This is a genomic window from Zobellella iuensis (genome assembly GCF_016746085.1).
Lineage (GTDB): Bacteria > Pseudomonadota > Gammaproteobacteria > Enterobacterales > Aeromonadaceae > Oceanimonas > Oceanimonas iuensis.
The window spans coordinates 72323-89533 of sequence record NZ_JAERTZ010000025.1; the positions used below are offsets into that span (position 1 = coordinate 72323).

19 protein-coding genes and 1 riboswitch are annotated in these 17211 nt (G+C 64.4%); of the genes, 3 read left to right on the top strand and 16 right to left on the bottom strand.

Annotated features, from left to right (window positions below; genetic code table 11):
• Positions 1 to 27 precede the first annotated feature (27 nt).
• From JKV55_RS11175 to JKV55_RS11185, 3 genes are read right to left on the bottom strand one after another with little or no spacing between them, the layout of a single operon-like run.
• Positions 28 to 1140, bottom strand: coding sequence for an extracellular solute-binding protein (locus JKV55_RS11175; RefSeq protein WP_202085275.1), 1113 nt, complete (start codon positions 1138 to 1140; stop codon positions 28 to 30).
• 14 nt (positions 1141 to 1154) lie between these two features.
• Positions 1155 to 2522 carry an aspartate aminotransferase family protein gene (locus tag JKV55_RS11180; RefSeq protein WP_202085276.1) on the bottom strand — a complete coding sequence of 456 codons (1368 nt, stop codon included), beginning with the start codon at positions 2520 to 2522 and terminating at the stop codon, positions 1155 to 1157.
• Positions 2523 to 2540: 18 nt separating this feature from the next.
• A complete protein-coding gene (locus JKV55_RS11185) occupies positions 2541 to 3899 on the bottom strand; it encodes a glutamine synthetase family protein (RefSeq protein WP_439654905.1) in 1359 nt (452 codons plus the stop codon).
• 217 nt (positions 3900 to 4116) lie between these two features.
• On the opposite strand from JKV55_RS11185, the gene JKV55_RS11190 reads away from it, so the two are divergent.
• From JKV55_RS11190 to JKV55_RS11200, 3 genes are read left to right on the top strand one after another with little or no spacing between them, the layout of a single operon-like run.
• On the top strand, positions 4117 to 5475 hold the full coding sequence (locus tag JKV55_RS11190; protein ID WP_202085277.1) for a glutamine synthetase family protein: 1359 nt from the start codon (positions 4117 to 4119) through the stop codon (positions 5473 to 5475).
• Positions 5476 to 5490: 15 nt separating this feature from the next.
• A complete protein-coding gene (locus JKV55_RS11195; protein WP_202085278.1) occupies positions 5491 to 6765 on the top strand; it encodes an NAD(P)/FAD-dependent oxidoreductase in 1275 nt (424 codons plus the stop codon).
• 53 nt (positions 6766 to 6818) lie between these two features.
• Positions 6819 to 7079, top strand: a complete 261-nt coding sequence (locus JKV55_RS11200) for a DUF1289 domain-containing protein (protein ID WP_202085279.1) — start codon at positions 6819 to 6821, stop codon at positions 7077 to 7079.
• Here the strand turns inward: JKV55_RS11200 and JKV55_RS11205 are convergent.
• The 13 genes from JKV55_RS11205 to moaA form a co-directional block, all read right to left on the bottom strand.
• Positions 7076 to 7921, bottom strand: coding sequence for an alpha/beta fold hydrolase (locus tag JKV55_RS11205; protein ID WP_202085280.1), 846 nt, complete (start codon positions 7919 to 7921; stop codon positions 7076 to 7078). The genes JKV55_RS11200 and JKV55_RS11205 overlap by 4 nt on opposite strands.
• A gap of 150 nt (positions 7922 to 8071) precedes the next feature.
• Complete coding sequence (moaE, locus tag JKV55_RS11210) at positions 8072 to 8515, bottom strand: molybdopterin synthase catalytic subunit MoaE (protein WP_202085282.1); 444 nt, start codon at positions 8513 to 8515, stop codon at positions 8072 to 8074.
• Between the two features lies 1 nt (position 8516).
• Positions 8517 to 8762: a molybdopterin synthase sulfur carrier subunit gene (gene moaD, locus JKV55_RS11215; RefSeq protein ID WP_202085284.1), complete on the bottom strand. Its 246-nt coding sequence runs from the start codon at positions 8760 to 8762 to the stop codon at positions 8517 to 8519.
• Complete coding sequence (gene moaC, locus JKV55_RS11220) at positions 8759 to 9235, bottom strand: cyclic pyranopterin monophosphate synthase MoaC (protein WP_202085286.1); 477 nt, start codon at positions 9233 to 9235, stop codon at positions 8759 to 8761. The genes moaD and moaC overlap by 4 nt, the downstream gene beginning before the upstream one ends.
• A 4-nt stretch (positions 9236 to 9239) precedes the next feature.
• Entirely contained in the window at positions 9240 to 9749 is a 510-nt protein-coding gene (gene moaB / locus JKV55_RS11225) for a molybdenum cofactor biosynthesis protein B (protein ID WP_202085288.1), read from the bottom strand.
• 135 nt (positions 9750 to 9884) lie between these two features.
• Positions 9885 to 10478 carry a cytochrome c3 family protein gene (locus JKV55_RS11230; RefSeq protein WP_202085290.1) on the bottom strand — a complete coding sequence of 198 codons (594 nt, stop codon included), beginning with the start codon at positions 10476 to 10478 and terminating at the stop codon, positions 9885 to 9887.
• Positions 10479 to 10487: 9 nt separating this feature from the next.
• Positions 10488 to 10952: a nitrate reductase cytochrome c-type subunit gene (locus JKV55_RS11235; RefSeq protein WP_439654911.1), complete on the bottom strand. Its 465-nt coding sequence runs from the start codon at positions 10950 to 10952 to the stop codon at positions 10488 to 10490.
• Complete coding sequence (napH, locus tag JKV55_RS11240) at positions 10952 to 11815, bottom strand: quinol dehydrogenase ferredoxin subunit NapH (RefSeq protein WP_202085299.1); 864 nt, start codon at positions 11813 to 11815, stop codon at positions 10952 to 10954. Before napH ends, JKV55_RS11235 begins: the two co-directional genes overlap by 1 nt.
• Positions 11815 to 12558, bottom strand: a complete 744-nt coding sequence (gene napG, locus JKV55_RS11245; RefSeq protein WP_439654906.1) for a ferredoxin-type protein NapG — start codon at positions 12556 to 12558, stop codon at positions 11815 to 11817. The genes napH and napG overlap by 1 nt, the downstream gene beginning before the upstream one ends.
• A gap of 3 nt (positions 12559 to 12561) precedes the next feature.
• Positions 12562 to 15051 carry a nitrate reductase catalytic subunit NapA gene (napA, locus tag JKV55_RS11250; protein ID WP_202085309.1) on the bottom strand — a complete coding sequence of 830 codons (2490 nt, stop codon included), beginning with the start codon at positions 15049 to 15051 and terminating at the stop codon, positions 12562 to 12564.
• A complete protein-coding gene (locus JKV55_RS11255) occupies positions 15048 to 15320 on the bottom strand; it encodes a chaperone NapD (RefSeq protein WP_202085310.1) in 273 nt (90 codons plus the stop codon). Before JKV55_RS11255 ends, napA begins: the two co-directional genes overlap by 4 nt.
• A complete protein-coding gene (gene napF, locus JKV55_RS11260) occupies positions 15317 to 15817 on the bottom strand; it encodes a ferredoxin-type protein NapF (RefSeq protein ID WP_202085311.1) in 501 nt (166 codons plus the stop codon). The genes JKV55_RS11255 and napF overlap by 4 nt, the downstream gene beginning before the upstream one ends.
• Before the next feature lie 220 nt (positions 15818 to 16037).
• Positions 16038 to 17018: a GTP 3',8-cyclase MoaA gene (gene moaA / locus JKV55_RS11265; RefSeq protein WP_202085312.1), complete on the bottom strand. Its 981-nt coding sequence runs from the start codon at positions 17016 to 17018 to the stop codon at positions 16038 to 16040.
• Positions 17006 to 17144: riboswitch (molybdenum cofactor riboswitch) on the bottom strand. It overlaps the preceding gene by 13 nt.
• Positions 17145 to 17211: the final 67 nt, after the last annotated feature.

Sequence of the window (17211 nt, forward strand, 5' to 3'; positions counted from 1 at the left end):
CGGAGTGCCCCGGGGCACCCCAACACCCTAGCGACCGGTCTTGACCCGGGTCCAGGCTCGGGTGATGACCCGGTTCACGCTCTGGGGCAGTATCTTGGCGGTATAGAGCTTGGCCGCCGCTTCCTCGGTGGGATAGATACCGGTGTCGTTGAGGATGTCCTCGTCCACGAACGCCTTGGAGGCGCTGTTGGCGTTGGCGTAGGCCACATAGTTGGACACCCCGGCGATCACCTCCGGCTTCAGCAGGTAGTCGATAAGCTTGTGGGCGTTGTCCGGATGGCGGGCATCCCTGGGGATGGTCAGCATGTCGAACCACATCAGCGCCCCTTCCTTGGGAATGCTGTAGGCCACCTCGACCCCCTGGCTGGCTTCTTCCGCCCTGTCCCTGGCCTGCAGGATGTCGCCGGACCAGCCCACCGCCACGCAGACGTCGCCGTTGGCCAGATCGTTGATGTACTTGGAGGAGTGGAAGTAGGTGATATGGGGCCGCAGGCTCAGCATCAGCTCGGTGGCCGGGCCGGTGTAATCGTCGGCGTTGGTGCTGTTGGGATCCAGCCCCTGGTAGTTGAGGGCGGCGGCGAACACCTCGGTGGGGGCGTCGAGGAAGGCCACCCCGCACTGGCTCAGCTTGGCCAGGTTTTCCGGCTTCATCACCAGATCCCAGGAGTCCACCGGGGCCTCCTCGCCCAGGGCGGCCCTCACCTTCTCCACGTTGTAGCCGATGCCGGTGGTGCCCCACAGGTAGGGCACGCCGAACCTGTTGTCCGGATCCTTTTCTTCCAGCAAGGCCATGATGCGGGGATCCAGGTTGCCGTAGTTGGTCAGCTTGGACTTGTCCAGCTCCATAAAGGCGCCGGCCAGGATCTGCCGGCCCATAAAGTCACCGGTGGGCACCACCAGGTCGAAGCCGGTATTGCCCGCCAGCAGCTTGGCCTCCAGCACCTCGTTGGAGTCGAATACATCGTAGGTCACCTGGATGCCGGTCTCGGCGGTAAAGTTGGCCAGGGTGTCTTCCGCGATATAGTCGGACCAGTTATAAAAGTTGACCTGGGCCGGCTCCTGGGCCTGGGCACTCAGCGCCAGCCCGGCCCCGGCCGCCAGCAGCCCCAGTCGAAAACCGTATCCTGTTTTGTTGGTCATGGTGTTCTCCGTCCTTAGTTGTGTATCAGTGTCTGATGAGTCAAATCCAGCGCCCGGCGCGCCTTGGTGATCAGTTCGTCCACCTCGGCGTGGCTGATCACCAGGGGCGGCGAGATGATCATGGTGTCCCCCACCGCCCGCATCACCAGGCCCTGCTCGAAGCAGTGTTCCCGGCAGATGAGGCCGGCCCCGACCGTGCTGTCGAAGCGGCGGAGGTCGCGCTGGTCGGCCACCAGCTCCAGGGCCGCCACCAGCCCCAGGCCCCGGGTCTCGCCCACCAGGGGATGATCCCCCAGGCTGGCCCAGGCCCGCTGCAGGTAGGGGCCGATATCGTCATGGACGCGCCCGACGATGTTTTCCCGCCGCATCACCTCGATATTGGCCAGGGCCACGGCGCAGGCCACCGGATGGCCGGAATAGGTGAAGCCGTGGAAGAATTCCCCGCCCCCGATCAACCCCTCGGCCACCCGGCGGCCTACCGCCACCGCCCCCAGCGGCATGTAGCCGGAGGTGATGCCCTTGGCCATGCACAGCAGATCGGGCTCGAGCCCGTAGTATTCGCTGGCGAACCAGTGGCCGGTGCGGCCGAAGCCGCAGATCACCTCGTCCACCACCAGCAGGATGTCGTACTCTTTGCAGATGCGCCGGATCTCGGGCCAGTAGCTCGCGGGCGGAATGATGACGCCGCCGGCGCCCTGGATGGGCTCGCCGATAAAGGCCGCCACCCGCTCCGGGCCCAGCTCCAGGATTTTCTGCTCCAGCTGGCGGGCCCGCTCCAGGCCGAATTCGCCAGGGTCTCGTCCCTGCCCTTCGCCGAAGTGATAGGGCTGGTCGATATGCACTATGTCGGGCAGCGGCAGCCCGCCCTGGGCATGCATCGGCTTCATGCCGCCCAGGGCGGCGCCGGCCAGGGTGGAGCCGTGGTAGGCGTTGTGCCGGCTGATGATCACCTTGCGCTCGGGTTGGCCCTGGCTGGCCCAGTAGTGGCGCACCATGCGCACTACGGTGTCGTTGCACTCCGAGCCCGAGCCGGTGAAGAACAGATGCTGCATGTCGCCGGGCAGCAGGGTCGCCAGGGTGGCCGCCAGCTCGGTGGCACTGGGGTGGGTGGTCTGGAAGAAGAGGTTGTAGTAGGGCAGCCGGCGCAGCTGCCGATCGGCGGCTTCGATCAGCTCTTCCCGGCCGTAGCCCAGGTTGACGCACCACAGGCCGGCCATGCCGTCGAGGATGCGGTGGCCGTCCGTGTCCCACAGGTAGACCCCCTCGCCCCGCTCTATGACCCGGGTGCCTTTTTGGTGCAGCGCCTGGCTGTCGGTAAAGGGATGCAGATGGTGGGCGGCATCCAGCTCCTGCAGGCGGCGACTTCCTTGTTGCTCTGCCATGGTCGGCTCCGTGCTCGGTTAGACGTTCAGCAGCAGGAACTCCCGTTCCCAGGCGCTGATCACGGTGAAGAAGGCCTCGTATTCCTTGCGCTTGACCGAAATAAAGGCGTTGACGAAGCGGGGCCCCAGGATCTGGCGCAGATCCTCGCACTGCTCCAGCTCCAGCAGGGCCTCTTCCAGGCTGCGCGCCAGGCCGAAGGGCATGTTGTAGGCACTGCCCTGCACCTGATCGGTGGGCTTGAGCTGCTGCATCATGCCCAGGTAGCCGCAGGCCAGGCTGGCGGCCAGGGCCAGGTAGGGGTTGGCGTCGGCCCCGGCGAAGCGGTTCTCGATACGCCGGTCCGCCGGCCCCGAACGCGGCACCCGCAGGCCCACGGTGCGGTTGTCCTCGCCCCAGGCCATGTTGCGCGGCGCCGAATCCCCGAACGCCAGCCGCCGGTAGGAATTGACGTTGGGCGCGAACAGGGCCACGGCGCTCGGAATATAGCGCTGCATGCCGCCGATGTAATGGAGGAACAGCTCGCTGTGGCTACCGTCGGCGTTGGCGAACAGGTTGGTGCCGCCCTTGTCCACCAGGCTCTGGTGGATGTGCATGGCGCTGCCCGGCTCGTTCTTCATCGGCTTGGCCATAAAGGTGGCGTAGACATGGTGGCGCATGGCGGCCTCGCGCATGGTGCGCTTGAACAGGAACACCTGGTCCGCCAGATCCAGGGCGTCGCCGTGGATGAAGTTCACTTCCATCTGGGCCGCGCCGGATTCGTGGATCAGGGTATCCACCTCCAGCTCCTGGGCCTCGCAGAAGTCGTACATCTCTTCGAAGATGGGATCGAACTCGTTGACCGCGTCGATGCTGAACGACTGCCGGGCGGTCTCGGGCCGGCCGTTGCGACCGATGGGCGGCTCCAGCGGGTAGTCCCAGTCTTCGTTCTTCTTCACCAGGAAGAACTCCAGCTCCGGCGCCACCACCGGCCGCCAGCCCTGGTCGTCATAGAGCTTGAGTACCCGGCGCAGCACGCTGCGCGGCGCCATGTCCACCGGGTTGCCGTCGGCGTCGAAACAGTCGTGGATCACCTGGGCGGTGGGCTCGGTCGCCCAGGGCACCAGCCGCGGCGTGTTGATGTCGGCGTGCAGTTCCATGTCCCGCTCGGTCCAGTCGATGTTGCTGTCTTCCGGCCAATCGCCGTTGACGGTCTGCAGGAAGATGTTCTCCGGCAGCCGCATGCCCCCTTCCTTCAGGAACTTACTGGCGGGCAGTATCTTGCCGCGAGCATTGCCGGTGAAGTCCGGCAGCAGGCACTCCACCTCGGTAATGGCGTGCCGCTGCATCCACAGCCGCAGCCACTCCATATCACGCTTTTCGGGATCTTGAACACTCATAACCCAGGCTCATGGTTTAGGAAACAAAGGCAAGCATAGTCCATATTCGCTAAAAATATGCTAGATATAGGAATTAGCAGTATTCGCAGGAAAAATCCAGCACCGGGGAGATAAACGGGATCAGTACCAAAATTAACAAAAATATCTATATATTAAACACCGATTTTCATGATTAGCTGAACCGGTGGTACCGAATCGCAAGTTTAAGGATGAACCTATGAACAAGGCCCACAGCACCAGACACCATCATGCCCCCGGCAGCCCCTGGGCCGACTACCAGTCCGTCGACCTGATGCTGTGCGACATCAACGGCGTGCTCAGGGGCAAACGCATCCAGACCAGCGCCCTGGAAAATGCCCTGCGCGACGGCATCAGCCTGCCCGCCTCGGTGTTCGCCCTCGACATCACCGGCCAAACGGTGGAGGAAACCGGCCTCGGCTTCGCCCAGGGCGACAGCGATCGCATCTGCCGGCTGCTGCCCCATACCCTGGTGCCGGTGCCCTGGCACAAGACCCCCTCCGGCCAGATCCTGATGACCATGGAAGAGAGCGACGGCAGCCCCTTCTTCGCCGATCCGCGCCATGTGCTGCAGAAGGTGGTGCAGCGGCTGCTGGACAAGGGCCTGCGCCCCTGCGTGGCGGTGGAGCTGGAATTTTACCTGGTGGATCAGAAGGTAGGCCCCGACGGCCTGCCCCAGCCGCCCATCTTGCCGGGCACCGACGAGCGCATGCACGACACCCAGGTCTATTCCCTCGACGATCTCGACAGCTGGGAAGACTTTCTGGTGCGGGTGGCGGAGGTGTGCCAGCTGCAGAAGATACCGGCGGACAACGCCGTGGCCGAATACGCCCCGGGCCAGTTCGAGATCAACCTGATGCACCAGAACGATGCCGTCGCCGCCTGCGACCAGGCGATACTGCTCAAGCGGGCGATCAAGGCCATCGCCATCAAGGAGGGTATGTACGCCACCTTCATGGCCAAGCCCTACAACGGCCAGGCCGGCTCGGGCATGCATATCCACGTCAGCCTGCTCGACGAGGCCGGCCACAATGTGTTCGCCGAGGATCACGAGCTGCTGCGCCAGGCCATCGCCGGCAACCTCAGCATGCTGCCCGAATGCATGGCGCTGTTCGCCCCCAATGCCAATTCCTACCGCCGGCTGCAGCCCCATATGTTCGTGCCGCTGCACGCCAGCTGGGGTTTCGACAACAGAACCGCGGCGCTGCGCATCCCCTCCGGCGACAGGGCCAGCACCCGGCTGGAGCACCGGGTGGCCGGCGCCGACGCCAACCCCTACCTGGTGGTGGCGGCCATACTGGCAGCGGTGGATCACGGCATCGGCGAGCAGCTGCGTCCCCCCGCCCCCATCCAGGGCGACGCCAACAAGTTGGACCTGCAGCTGCTGCCCTACCGCTGGCAGGACGCGCTCGACCGCTTCGCCCAGTCGCACCGGCTGTCCCAGTACCTGGGCAAGGATTTTCACCGCGCCTACCTTATCAACAAACGCCATGAGCTGGCCGAGTTCGACCAGCACGTCACCCCGCTGGAATACCAGTGGTATCAACATCTGGTTTAGCCATCCGGAGCCCTTATGCAACAGCACGCCGATTCCTACTACGCCGCCTCCATCACCTATCCCCTGAGCTTCCCGCCGCTGGAGGAGGATCTGGATGTGGACGTATGCATCGTCGGCGCCGGCATCACCGGCGCCTCGGCGGCCCTGGCCCTGGCGGAGCGCGGCTACAAGGTGGCGGTGCTGGAAGGCAAGCTGGCGGGCTGGGGCGCCTCGGGGCGCAGCGGCGGCCAGATGATCTTCGGCTACGCCTGCGATCAGGCCAAGCTCACCCGGCTGGTGGGCATGGAGGCAAGCAAGGCCCTGTGGGACATCTCCCTCGAGGCCATGGCACTGATGCGCAGGCGCATCCGGGAACACGGCATCGACTGCGATCTGGCCGACGGCCACCTGCATGCGGCGGTGAAACCCCGCCATCTGAGCGAGCTGGAAGCCTGGGCCGGGGATCTGCGCCGCCACTTCGGCTATGACGGGCTCGAGCTGTGGAGCCGAGAGCAGGTGCGGCAGCAGATGAACACCGAAGCCTACCTGGGCGGCCTTTACGATCCCGCCGGCGGCCATGTGCATCCGCTCAACTACACCCTGGGATTGGTCAAGGCGGCGGTGGCGGCCGGCGCCCGTTTCTTCGAGCACAGCCCGGTCAGCCGTATCGAGCGGGGTGCCACCCCGGTGGCCCATACCGCCCGCGGCCGGGTGCGCTGCCGCCACCTGCTGCTGTGCGGCAACGCCTACCTCGAGGGCGTCGCCCCCGAGATAGAACGCAAGATCATGCCGGTGGGCACCTATATTACCGCCACCGAGCCGCTGGGCGAGGAGCGCGCCCGTGAACTTATCCGCAACAACATGGCGGTGGCCGACATCAACTTCGTGCTCGACTATTTCCGCCTGAGCGCCGACCACCGGCTGCTGTTCGGCGGCCGGGTCAGCTACTCGCGGCTGGATCCCCTCAACCTGGCGGACACCATGGGCAAGCGGCTGCGCCATGTGTTCCCCCAATTGCAGGGCGTGAAGCAGCAATACACCTGGGGCGGCTATGTGGGCATCACCATGAACCGGGCGCCCCACTTCGGCCGCCTCGACGGCAATGTCTATTTCGCCCAGGGCTTTTCCGGCCACGGCATCGCCCTCACCGGCATGGCGGGCACCCTGATGGCCGACGCCATCGCCGGCAGCGCCGAGCGCTTCGATCTGTTCGGGCGCATCCCCCACCAGGATTTTCCCGGCGGCCGGCTGTTGCGCACCCCCGCCCTGGTGCTGGCCATGGCCTGGTACCGGCTGCGGGATCTGCTGTAACCCCTTGCCGCGGGCGGCGAACTGTGCTCCATTTAAGCAAAGGGAGGAAACAGATGGAGCAACTGGAGTTTTTCGACGTCCCCAGCCCCTGCATCGGCGTCTGCCAGGTCAACAACAGGGGCTACTGCAAGGGCTGTTTTCGCAGCCGGGAAGAACGCTTCGACTGGCTGCAGATGAGCGCACAGCAGCGCCGCGACGTCATCCGCCTGTGCCAGGACCGCAGGCGCCGGGTGCTGGCCGCCGCCCGCAAGAAACAACTGGAGCTGGAGCTCGCCCAACAGGACAGCCCACCCCAGGACTCACTGCCGCTTTAGGCCTGCAGCCGCTCGCTTATCCACTGGGCAATGCGCGCCGCCGGCACTGCTTCCAGGTGCAGATGGTGGCCGCCAGCCAGTTGTTTGAGCTCAAGTTGCGGCACCAGCGCCAGTTGCTGTTCGACCCGCGCCATGCCGATGCCCGCTTCCGCCATCACCAGCAGCACCGGCATGGTCAGCCGGCGCAGAAAGGCCGCTATCTGGGCCTCGCACAGGCGCACCACCGACGGCTGGGTCAGCGCCAGATCGCTGCGCCAGTACCAGCCGTCGGCCTCCTCGCGCAATCCCCGCGCCAGCAGCCAGCCGGCCGCCTCCCGGCTCACCGGCCAGCGCCCGCCCATGCGTGCCCGCACCGCCTGCTCGAAACTGGCGTAGGGCCGGAGCGAACGGCGCCCCAGGCGCGCCTTTCTCGCCAGCGCCTCGGCCATCTGTGCCGGCAGCTCATCGGCGGGATAATCGAGGGGCGCCAGGCCATCCAGCAGGAACAACTGGCTGACCCGTTCGGGAAAGGCCCCGGCGAACAGGCTGGCTACCCCGGCGCCCATGGAATGGCCGAGCAGGGCCACCCGTTCCAGCCTCAACTCGTCCACCAGCGCCAGTACATCGGCCAGGTTGTCCCAAATATAGTAAGGCTGGCCGGCGGGCCTGTGATCCGAGCACCCATGGCCGGCCAGATCCAGGGCGATCAGCCGCACTTGCGGCAACAACTTGGCCAGCAGGGTGAAGCCGGCGGCGTTGTCGAGCCAGCCGTGCAGGGCCACCACCGGCACGCCCCGCGGATCGCCCCACTCCATCACCGCCAGCCGGCGGCCATGGTGCTCGAAACGCCACGAACGGTGCATGGGGACTCCTTGCTAGTGCGGAAATGGCAGGATGGTGAACGGCTACAGGGTTGGCCTTTCGGATGGCCATGCTAGCAGAGCGCCCGTTTGGCACCAAATATAACAACGCCGGGCTGGTTCAACCCGGCGTCAAGACAAAACGCAGTCCGGTCACCACTTTTCCGCGGCGCGGTTGTCGCTGTCCTTGGCTTCCACCCAGCGTTCCTCGCCACCCGCCGTGGTTTCCTTCTTCCAGAAGGGGGCCCGGGTCTTGAGGTAGTCCATGATGAAATGGCAGGCTTCGAAGGCCGCCTCCCGGTGGGCGCTCGCCACCCCCACGAACACGATCTGGTCGCCGAGCTCGAGCCGGCCCACCCGGTGGATCACCCGGCACTCCAGCAGCGGCCAGCGCCGGTGCGCTTCCTCCACAATCTGCGCAAGGGCATGCTCGGTCATGCCCGGGTAGTGCTCCAGGGTCATGCCGCTGACCGCCTCCCCCTGGTTCATCTCCCGCACCTTGCCGACGAAGGTGACCACGGCGCCGGTCTGGTGCGAACGGCTGAGGGCGGCGTACTCCTCGCCCAGTTCGAAGTCTTGGCTCTGTACCCGGATCATCTCAGCCTCCCGTGACCGGCGGGAAAAAGGCGACCTCGTCCCCGGCCTTGAGCGGGGTGTCAAGCGGCACTATGGTGTGGTTGACCGCCGCCAGCAGCTTGTCGTCGGACAGCGCCAGCGCCCACTTGTCGCCGCGCCCGGCCAGGGCCTGGCGCAGGGCCTCGACGTTACCATAGTCCTCGATGAGTTCCAGTTCATCCTGGCCCACCAGCTCGCGCACCTGTGCGAAAAATACCACCTTGATCATATCGCTTTAAAGTCTCCTGATTTGCCGCCCCGCTTTTCCAGCAGGCGGACGCCTTCGATGCGCATGTCCTTTTGCACCGCCTTACACATATCATAGATGGTCAGGGCCGCCACCGAGGCGGCGGTGAGCGCTTCCATCTCCACCCCGGTCTGCCCCGCCAGCTTGCAGTAGCTTTCGATATGGACCCCGCCCCGCCCGGTATCGGCCTTTAATTGAACCTCGACCTTGGACAGCGCCAGCGGATGGCACAGCGGGATCAGATCGGCGGTTTTCTTGGCCGCCATGATACCGGCGATACGGGCGGTGGCGAACACGTCCCCCTTGTGGTGCTGTCCGCCGAGGATCAGTTGCAGGGTTTCCGGTGCCATCAGCACCCAGGCCTCGGCCCGGGCCTCGCGCACCGTCACCGCCTTGGCGCTCACGTCCACCATGTTGGCCTCGCCCGAGGCGTTGATGTGGGTCAGTTCGCTCATGGGCCTACACCAGGTGCTGCACGAAGTTGCAGGGCTTGTGGCGGGCATCGAGCTGCTCGGCCAGGATGCCGTTCCAACCGGTGCGACAGGCGCCAGTGGAGCCGGGCATGCAGAAGATGGCGGTGTGGTTGGCCAGCCCCCCCAGGGCCCGGCTCTGCACCGTGGAGGTGCCCAGCTCCTGGTAGGTGATATGGCGGAACAGCTCGCCGAAGCCGTCGATCACGGTGTCCAGCAGCGGGCCCACCGCCTCGGGGGTGGTGTCGCGGCCGGTAAAGCCGGTGCCGCCGGTGATCAAGACCACCTGCACCTCGGGGCTGGCTATCCAGCGGGACACCAGGGCGCGGATGTCGTACTTGTCGTCCTTGAGGATGATCTTTTCCGCCAGTTGGTGGCCGGCGGCGGTAAGCGCCTCGGCCAGGAAGCGGCCCGAGGTGTCGGTGTCTTCGTTACGGGTATCGGAGACGGTCAGCACCGCTATCTTCAGGGGCACAAAGGCCTGGCTTGCATGACTCATGGCGTCCTCTCATTAATTTTCACATAAAGATAATAATTGAAACATTCTCGCACAGCGCGGCGGAAGGTCAATCCGCAAAACAACAAAGCCTGGGGCAATAATGCCACAGGCTTTGACGTCATTCATGGATGCGGCTCAGAATCCTTCGACACCACGCATATTGGGCAACTGATGCGCTATGCCCTTGTGGCAGTCGATACAGGTTTTCTCGCCACTGGCCAGCGAGGTGGAGTGGGCCTGGGCGGCACGGCTGCCCTGCACGCTGAAGTCCATGTAGTCGAAGTTATGACAGTTGCGGCACTCCCGCGAGTCGGTTTCCTTCATCCGCTGCCACTCCCGGTCCGCCATGTAGCGGCGATGGGCCTCGAACTTCTCGGGAGTATCGATAATGCCCGTCATCTTGCCCCAGACTTCCTTGGACGCCGCTATCTTGCGCACTATCTTGTGGGTCCACTCATGGGGCACATGACAGTCGGGGCAGCTGGCCCTGACCCCCGAGCGGTTGGCGTAGTGGATGGTATCCCGGTACTCCAGATAGACGTTGTCGTGCATTTCATGGCAGCCGATACAGAATTGCTCGGTGTTGGTCACCTCCAGCGCGGTGTTGAAGCCGCCCCAGAAGATGACGCCACCGAAGAAGCCGAATACCAGCACCACGCCCACCGCCACCTTGCTGGGTGAACGGAAGGTTTGCCACAGCCGTTTGAACAGGCTTTTCTTCTCCGCCATGGGGGCTCCTTACCGCAGGGATTCAACGGGAGTAAAGGTGTTGTCCACCAGCGGCTTGGCATCGGTCTGCGGCACATGGCACTGCAGGCAGAAGTAACGCCGCGGGCTGATGTCGCCCAGGGTCATGCCGTCCCGGGTTTCATAGTGGGTCGGACTGACCCGCGGCGCGCCACGGGCGGCCGCGTTCTTCCAGCCGTGGCAGGCCAGGCAGCGGTTGACCTTGAGATCCACCTCGTAGCCCCGCACCTGGTGCGGCACCAGGGGCGGCTGGTGCATATATTGCCTGTCCTGAATCCCCTGATCCTTGACCGGATCCCTGAGCCGTTCGGCATCCTTGTTGTATTGCAAGGCGGTGTCCCCCTGCAACGAGTGCAGCTTACCGGTATGGGCATCAATCTCCTCGACCTGAGCCTGCACCATGCCCACCCAGGCCGCCAGCAGCAGCGCTCCCATCACTTTTCCAGTCTTTCTCATCATTTTTTCTCCGCCTTATTTGCAAAACGGGTGGTGAAACTGAAGACGTCTTCCGCACACACGTCGATACAACGCCCACAATGGCTACAATCCGTCATCTTGATTTCGGGGCCATGCCCCCTTTTGGCGCCATGCACCGGCCCCTTCAACACCTGGGGCTCGGGGCAGACCGCGTAACAATCCATGCAACTGGTGCAGTGCTCCCGGCGGGCTGCCGTCACCTGCAAGGGTCTCAGCTTGTTCACCAGCCCCCAGAAGGCGCCCTGGGGACACAGATGACCGCACCAGCCCCTGTCCACCACGAAGCTGTCGAACAAAAACACCGCTACTATCAGCAACCAGCCCCACCCCATGCCGAACAGCAGGCCCCGGTGCAGCAGGGATACCGGGTTGACCGACTCCCACACCACCAAGCCGCCGATGAACGGCACCAGCAGAATGGTGGCCAGCAGCCAGTAGCGCAGCCGGTTGGAAAGACCCGCCCCCTGGCGCAGCCCCAGCCGACGGCGTAACCAGCCGGCGGCATCGGTGACCGGGTTCAGCGGACAGATCCAGGAGCAGAATACCCGCCCCCCCACCAGGGCATAGCCGGCCAGGACGATCAGCGCCCCCAGCCAGGCGGTCAGCACCGGCCAGTGGCCCGCCGCCAGCAGTTGCACCAGGGCGAAGGGGTCCGTCATCGGCACAGTGTCCATGAGCCGCGAGCTGGACAGATTGCCCTCGATAAGCCGGATCCCGGCCCAGGGGCCGAGCAGGAACAAGCCCAGTACCGACAGCTGGCAGAGGCGACGCAGCAGCAGGAAACGGTGTGCCCGCCACCAGCCCTTGCGTTCCACCGCTTCGCTACCGGGATGCCGCTTCATCACAGCCCTCCTTCGGGACGGCGGCTCGGCAGGGTCAGCGGGTCCCCGATAAGGGACCCGCCGGCCTTCTCCTTCTCGACCCAGCCCCAGCGGTAGTGGGCGCCCAGCTCGCCCTTGGCCAGCTCGCGTGGCAGTACCTTGATCGCCGCCTCTTCCAGCACGCAGGCATGCTCGCACTTGCCGCAGCCGGTACAGGCATCCGAGTGCACCGTCGGAATAAAGAGGGCATGGTGCCCGGTCCTGCCGTTATGACTCGCCTCCAGGGTGATGGCCTGGTCGATCAGCGGACAGACCCGGTAGCAGACGTCGCAGCGCAGCCCCTGCCAGTTGAGGCAGGTCTCGTGATCGATCAGCACCGCCAGGCCCATGCGCGCCTCGTCGATATCGGTCAACGCCGGATCCAGCGCCCCGGTCGGACAGGCCGCCACACAGGGAATGTCGTCGCACATCTCGCAGGGCACGGCCCTGGCCTCGAAGTAAGGGGTGCCCGTGGTCACCGGTGTCAGCAGCCGGGCCAGCTTGAGGGTGTCGTAGGGGCAGGCCTCCACGCACAGGCCGCAACGCACGCAGGCGCCGAGAAAATCCGGCTCGGCCCCCGCGCCCGGTGGCCGCAGCGCCTGGGCCGGCAGGCTGGCGGCCTGGCGGCTGTATGCCCCCAGTCCCAGCCCGACCAGGCCCATGGCGCCACCGCCACCCGCCAGTTGCAGCAGAAACTGCCGCCGTGAAGCCCCGCTCATCGCCATCCCTTATGCCTTCATCACCTTGACCGCGCACTTCTTGAAGTCGGTCTCTTTCGAGAGCGGGCAGGTGGCGTCCAGGGTCAGGCGGTTGATCAGCTGGTTCTCGTCGAACCAGGGCACGAACACCAGCCCCTTGGGCGGCCGGTTGCGGCCACGGGTTTCCACCCGGCTTTTCATCTCGCCCCGGCGGGAGGCGATCACCACCTCGTCACCCCGGCGCAGGCCCCGCTCCCGGGCATCGTCCGGGTGCATGAACACCTGGGCGTCGGGATAGGAGCGGTGCAGCTCCGGCACCCGCCGGGTCATGGAGCCGGAATGCCAGTGCTCCAGCACCCGCCCGGTCGACAGCCAGAGGTTGTATTCCGCATCCGGCACCTCGGCCGCCGGCTCGAACGGCAGGGCGAAGATGATGGCCCTGTTGTCCTTGTGGCCGTAGAACTGCACCCCGGTGCCCTTCTCCACATAGGGGTCGTAGCCTTCCCGGTAGCGCCACAGGGTTTCCTGGCCGTCCACCACCGGCCAGCGCAGGCCGCGGGCCTGGTGGTAGACATCATAGGGCGCCAGATCGTGGGCCTTGCCGCGGCCGAACTTGGCATACTCCTCGAACAGGCCTTTCTGCACATAGAAGCCGAAGTGATCCCGCTCGTCGTTGAGCTCGTTCTTGCAGTCCTCGGCCGGATATTGATCCACCTGGCCGTTGCGGAAAAGCACCTCGTAGAGGGTCTTGCCCCGGTATTCGGGTGCCTTGGCCAGCAGCTCCTCGGGCCAGACTTCTTCCATGGTGAAGCGCTTGGAGAACTCCATCAGCTGCCACAGATCCGATTTGGCCCCCTCGGGGGATTTCACCTGCTGGTACCACACCTGGGTACGGCGCTCGGCATTGCCGTAGCCGCCTTCCTTCTCCACCCACATGGCGGTGGGCAGCACCAGATCCGCCGCCTGGGCGGTGACGGTGGGGTAAGGGTCGGACACCACGATGAAGTTGGCCGGGTTGCGGTAGCCGGGCAGTCCCTCCTCGTTCATGTTGGGGGCGGCCTGCATGTTGTTGTTGCACATCACCCAGTAGGCGTTGAGCTTGCCGTCTTTCAGCATGCGGTTCTGCAGCACGGCGTGGTAGCCCACCTGGGGGTTGATGGTGCCGTCCGGCAGCTTCCAGATCTTCTCGGAGTAGGCGCGGTGATCGGCGTTGGTGACCACCATGTCCGCCGGCAGCCGGTGGGCGAAGGTGCCCACTTCCCGGGCGGTGCCGCAGGCCGAGGGCTGGCCGGTGAGCGAGAAGGGGCTGTTGCCCGGCTCGGAGATCTTGCCGGTCAGCAGGTGGATGTTGTAGACCATGTTGTTGGCCCAGGTGCCCCGGGTATGCTGGTTGAAGCCCATGGTCCAGAAGGACACCACCTTGACGTAAGGGTCGGCATAGGCCTGGGCCAGCGCTTCCAGCTTGTCGGCGGGCACGCCGGAGAGCTTGGAGACGGTCTCCACGTCGTAATCGGCCACGAAGCTGGCGAATTCCTCGAAGCTGATGGGGGTGGAAGCGCCGGAGTCCGGGTTCGCCGCCGCCTGCTGCAGCGGATGGGTCGGGCGCAGGCCGTAGCCGATGTCGGTTTCGCCCTTGACGAAATTGACGTGCTTCTCGATAAAGTCCCGGTTTACATAGCCGTTCTCAATGATGTAGTGGGCGATGTAGTTGAGGATGGCCAGATCGGTCTGGGGATGGAACACCATGCCGTTGTCCGCCAGTTCGAAGCTGCGGTGCTCGAAGGTGGACAACACATGCACCTGCACATGGGGCGCGCTCAGGCGGCGGTCGGTCAGCCGTGACCAGAGGATGGGGTGCATCTCCGCCATGTTGGAGCCCCACAGCACGAAGGCGTCGGTGGCTTCGATGTCGTCATAGCAGCCCATGGGCTCGTCCATGCCGAAGGTGCGCATAAAGCCGACCACGGCGGAGGCCATGCAATGGCGGGCGTTGGGATCCAGGTTGTTGGAGCGGAAACCGGCCTTGTACAGCTTGGCGGCGGCGTAGCCCTCCATAATGGTCCACTGGCCGGAGCCGAACATGCCGATGCCGTCGGGGCCCTTCTCCTTGAGGGTGGCCTTCCACTTCTCGGCCATGATGTCGAACGCCTGATCCCAACTGATCGGGGTGAAGTCCCCGTTCTTGTCGTACTTGCCGTTTTTCATGCGCAGCAGCGGCGTGGTCAGCCGGTCCTTGCCGTACATGATTTTCGACAAAAAATAACCCTTGATGCAGTTCAGGCCCTTGTTGACCGGCGCATCCGGATCCCCCTGGGTGGCCACCACCCGCCCGTCCTGGGAACCCACCAGCACCGAGCAACCGGTGCCGCAGAAACGGCAGGGGGCCTTGTCCCACTTGATGGCGGTCTGCTCCCGGCTGGTGATCAGATTGGTGGCACCGGCCGGCACGGCCAGTCCGGCGGCGGTGGCGGCGGCGGCGACCGCATTGGCCTTCATAAAGGCGCGACGACTCAGCTTCATTGTTGCTCCTCACCTGCTTCCAGTTCAGCAAATTCATGATAAATAAGGGTGGTCGACAAGATGCCCTCCAACAGCGCTATCTGGTCGATACGGCTGACCACCGATTTCTGGGTGGGGCCTTCGATCGCCACCACCAGTTTTCCCTGCTCTCCCGACACCGGCACCTCCACCCCGTCCATGGCGCTGATGGCTTCCAGCGCCGTCCCCATCAGTTCGGGACGGCAATAGACCACCAGGCTGGCGATGTGCCATTCATTCGCTTTGCTCATGCTTGCTCCTGACTCAAAATCTTGATGGCGGCCGCCGGACAGCCGGCGACACAGGCACCACAGCCGGAGCAACGCTCCGCGTCCAGCTCGGGACGGGCCACGGCGCCCAATTGCGGCCGGAAACGAATGGCCTGCGGCTCGCAACTGTCTTCACAACTGCGGCAGTGCACGCCCCGGATGGCCAGGCAGGCCGGGCCGAACTCGGCCAACTGGTGCCAGGGCGCCTCCTGACGGGGAGCGAAGAGCGGTTCGGGGCAAACATCGGCACAGCGGCCGCAGAAGGTGCATTCGCCCCGGCCGAAGTCCAGCACCGGAAAGCCGCCATCGCCCGCGATGATGATCCGTTCCGGGCAAGCCCGCAGACAATCGCCGCAACGGCCGCAGCCGTCGGTAAAGCTCAGCCAGTCTCGCGACCAAGGCAGCGGATTCTCCGGCCTGGCCGGGGTCAATCCGCCCTTGAGCCAACGCCGCCGTGATAAGTCCGGTCCCGATGTCATAAGCCCCCGTTGTGCCATAACTTTCTGTGTAGCATAGACGTTAAGATGATGTGTGCCTGATGCTTATCACCTATTGGTTATATGGTATTAGCGGGGGAGCAAGCGGAGGAATACCACCTAGTGGGTACAAAGGAGGGAGTATTGATCTGGATCAACCGGATACTACCGCCGCAGGAGAAAACGGGGCTTTCTCCTGCGGGAAGGGGTCTGGGAAAGAAGTTCAGCCGCCGATGGAGGCCAGATGAGGGGTCATGCCGGTCTGCCCCTGATGGAGAAAGTGGGTGGCTTTTTTATCGGCCAGGGCTTCGCGTAAACGCAGCTGCAGGGCCGCGTGCTGGCCGTCTTCGGCCAGCAGATCCCGAAGCTCAACCCCGTAATCACCGAACAGGCACAGGTGCAGCTTGCCGAGCGAGGACACCCGCAGCCGGTTGCAGCTGGCACAGAAATCCTTGGCGTAGGGCATGATAAGGCCGATTTCGCCCACATAGTCCGGGTGCCAGAACACCTCGGCCGGGCCGTCGTTGTGGGCCCGCACCTTCTGCTGCCAACCGGCACGCAGCAACTGCTCCTTGATAAGGGCGCCGCGCACATGGTGGCGGCTGAACAGCTCGTCCATCTCGCCGGTCTGCATCAGCTCGATAAAACGCAACTGGATGGGGTTGTCCTTGATCCAGCCCAGGAAACGCCCCAGCTCGCCATCGTTCAGGCCGCGCATCAGCACCGTATTGACCTTGACCTGTTCGAAGCCGGCGGCGAAGGCGGCGTCGATGCCCGCCATCACTTCCTGGAAGCGGTTCTCCCCGGTGATCTGGTGGAACATGCGCGGGTCCAGGCTGTCGACGCTGACGTTGATGGCGGACAGCCCGGCACGGCGCCAGTCGGCCACCTGGCGGGCCATGCGATAACCGTTGGTGGTCATGGCCACCTTGCGTATGCCGGGAGTGGCGGCCACGGTTTCGATGATGGCGGTAAAGTCCTTGCGCAGGGAAGGCTCGCCCCCGGTAATGCGCACCTTGTTGGTGCCCATGGCGGCAAAGACGCGGGTCAGGCGGCGGATTTCGTCCAACGTCAGAAAGGACTTGCGGCCATCGGGCCTATAGCCGTCGGGCAGGCAGTACTGGCACTTGAAGTTGCAGACGTCGGTGACCGACAACCGCAGATAGTGGAACTTGCGCGCGAACGCATCCTGTAATTCAAACATAAACACCTTTCCAAGAGGGAGGCAGGGACATTTCTATCACTACCCTTACAGCCGCGGCTGAACGGTCTGGCAACCCTATTGGCCTTGGGCCAACTTAGGTGTACCCGACTCGGAGTTCGTTAAGTTCATCCTGTTTTCTACCCACCACCTTAGGTAAAAACATAGCTTCAGATCAAGAAAAATTTGTGACAAG

Coding starts and splice junctions, on each gene's coding strand:
- JKV55_RS11230 (WP_202085290.1), bottom strand. CDS start 10,478: ATGGCGGAGAAGAAAAGCCTGTTCAAACGGCTGTGGCAAACCTTCCGT.
- JKV55_RS11185 (WP_439654905.1), bottom strand. CDS start 3,899: ATGAGTGTTCAAGATCCCGAAAAGCGTGATATGGAGTGGCTGCGGCTG.
- JKV55_RS11205 (WP_202085280.1), bottom strand. CDS start 7,921: ATGCACCGTTCGTGGCGTTTCGAGCACCATGGCCGCCGGCTGGCGGTG.
- JKV55_RS11255 (WP_202085310.1), bottom strand. CDS start 15,320: ATGAGCAAAGCGAATGAATGGCACATCGCCAGCCTGGTGGTCTATTGC.
- napF (WP_202085311.1), bottom strand. CDS start 15,817: ATGACATCGGGACCGGACTTATCACGGCGGCGTTGGCTCAAGGGCGGA.
- napH (WP_202085299.1), bottom strand. CDS start 11,815: ATGAAGCGGCATCCCGGTAGCGAAGCGGTGGAACGCAAGGGCTGGTGG.
- JKV55_RS11180 (WP_202085276.1), bottom strand. CDS start 2,522: ATGGCAGAGCAACAAGGAAGTCGCCGCCTGCAGGAGCTGGATGCCGCC.
- JKV55_RS11200 (WP_202085279.1), top strand. CDS start 6,819: ATGGAGCAACTGGAGTTTTTCGACGTCCCCAGCCCCTGCATCGGCGTC.
- JKV55_RS11235 (WP_439654911.1), bottom strand. CDS start 10,952: ATGAGAAAGACTGGAAAAGTGATGGGAGCGCTGCTGCTGGCGGCCTGG.
- moaA (WP_202085312.1), bottom strand. CDS start 17,018: ATGTTTGAATTACAGGATGCGTTCGCGCGCAAGTTCCACTATCTGCGG.
- napA (WP_202085309.1), bottom strand. CDS start 15,051: ATGAAGCTGAGTCGTCGCGCCTTTATGAAGGCCAATGCGGTCGCCGCC.
- moaD (WP_202085284.1), bottom strand. CDS start 8,762: ATGATCAAGGTGGTATTTTTCGCACAGGTGCGCGAGCTGGTGGGCCAG.
- JKV55_RS11190 (WP_202085277.1), top strand. CDS start 4,117: ATGAACAAGGCCCACAGCACCAGACACCATCATGCCCCCGGCAGCCCC.
- moaE (WP_202085282.1), bottom strand. CDS start 8,515: ATGATCCGGGTACAGAGCCAAGACTTCGAACTGGGCGAGGAGTACGCC.
- moaB (WP_202085288.1), bottom strand. CDS start 9,749: ATGAGTCATGCAAGCCAGGCCTTTGTGCCCCTGAAGATAGCGGTGCTG.
- JKV55_RS11175 (WP_202085275.1), bottom strand. CDS start 1,140: ATGACCAACAAAACAGGATACGGTTTTCGACTGGGGCTGCTGGCGGCC.
- moaC (WP_202085286.1), bottom strand. CDS start 9,235: ATGAGCGAACTGACCCACATCAACGCCTCGGGCGAGGCCAACATGGTG.
- JKV55_RS11195 (WP_202085278.1), top strand. CDS start 5,491: ATGCAACAGCACGCCGATTCCTACTACGCCGCCTCCATCACCTATCCC.
- napG (WP_439654906.1), bottom strand. CDS start 12,558: ATGGCGATGAGCGGGGCTTCACGGCGGCAGTTTCTGCTGCAACTGGCG.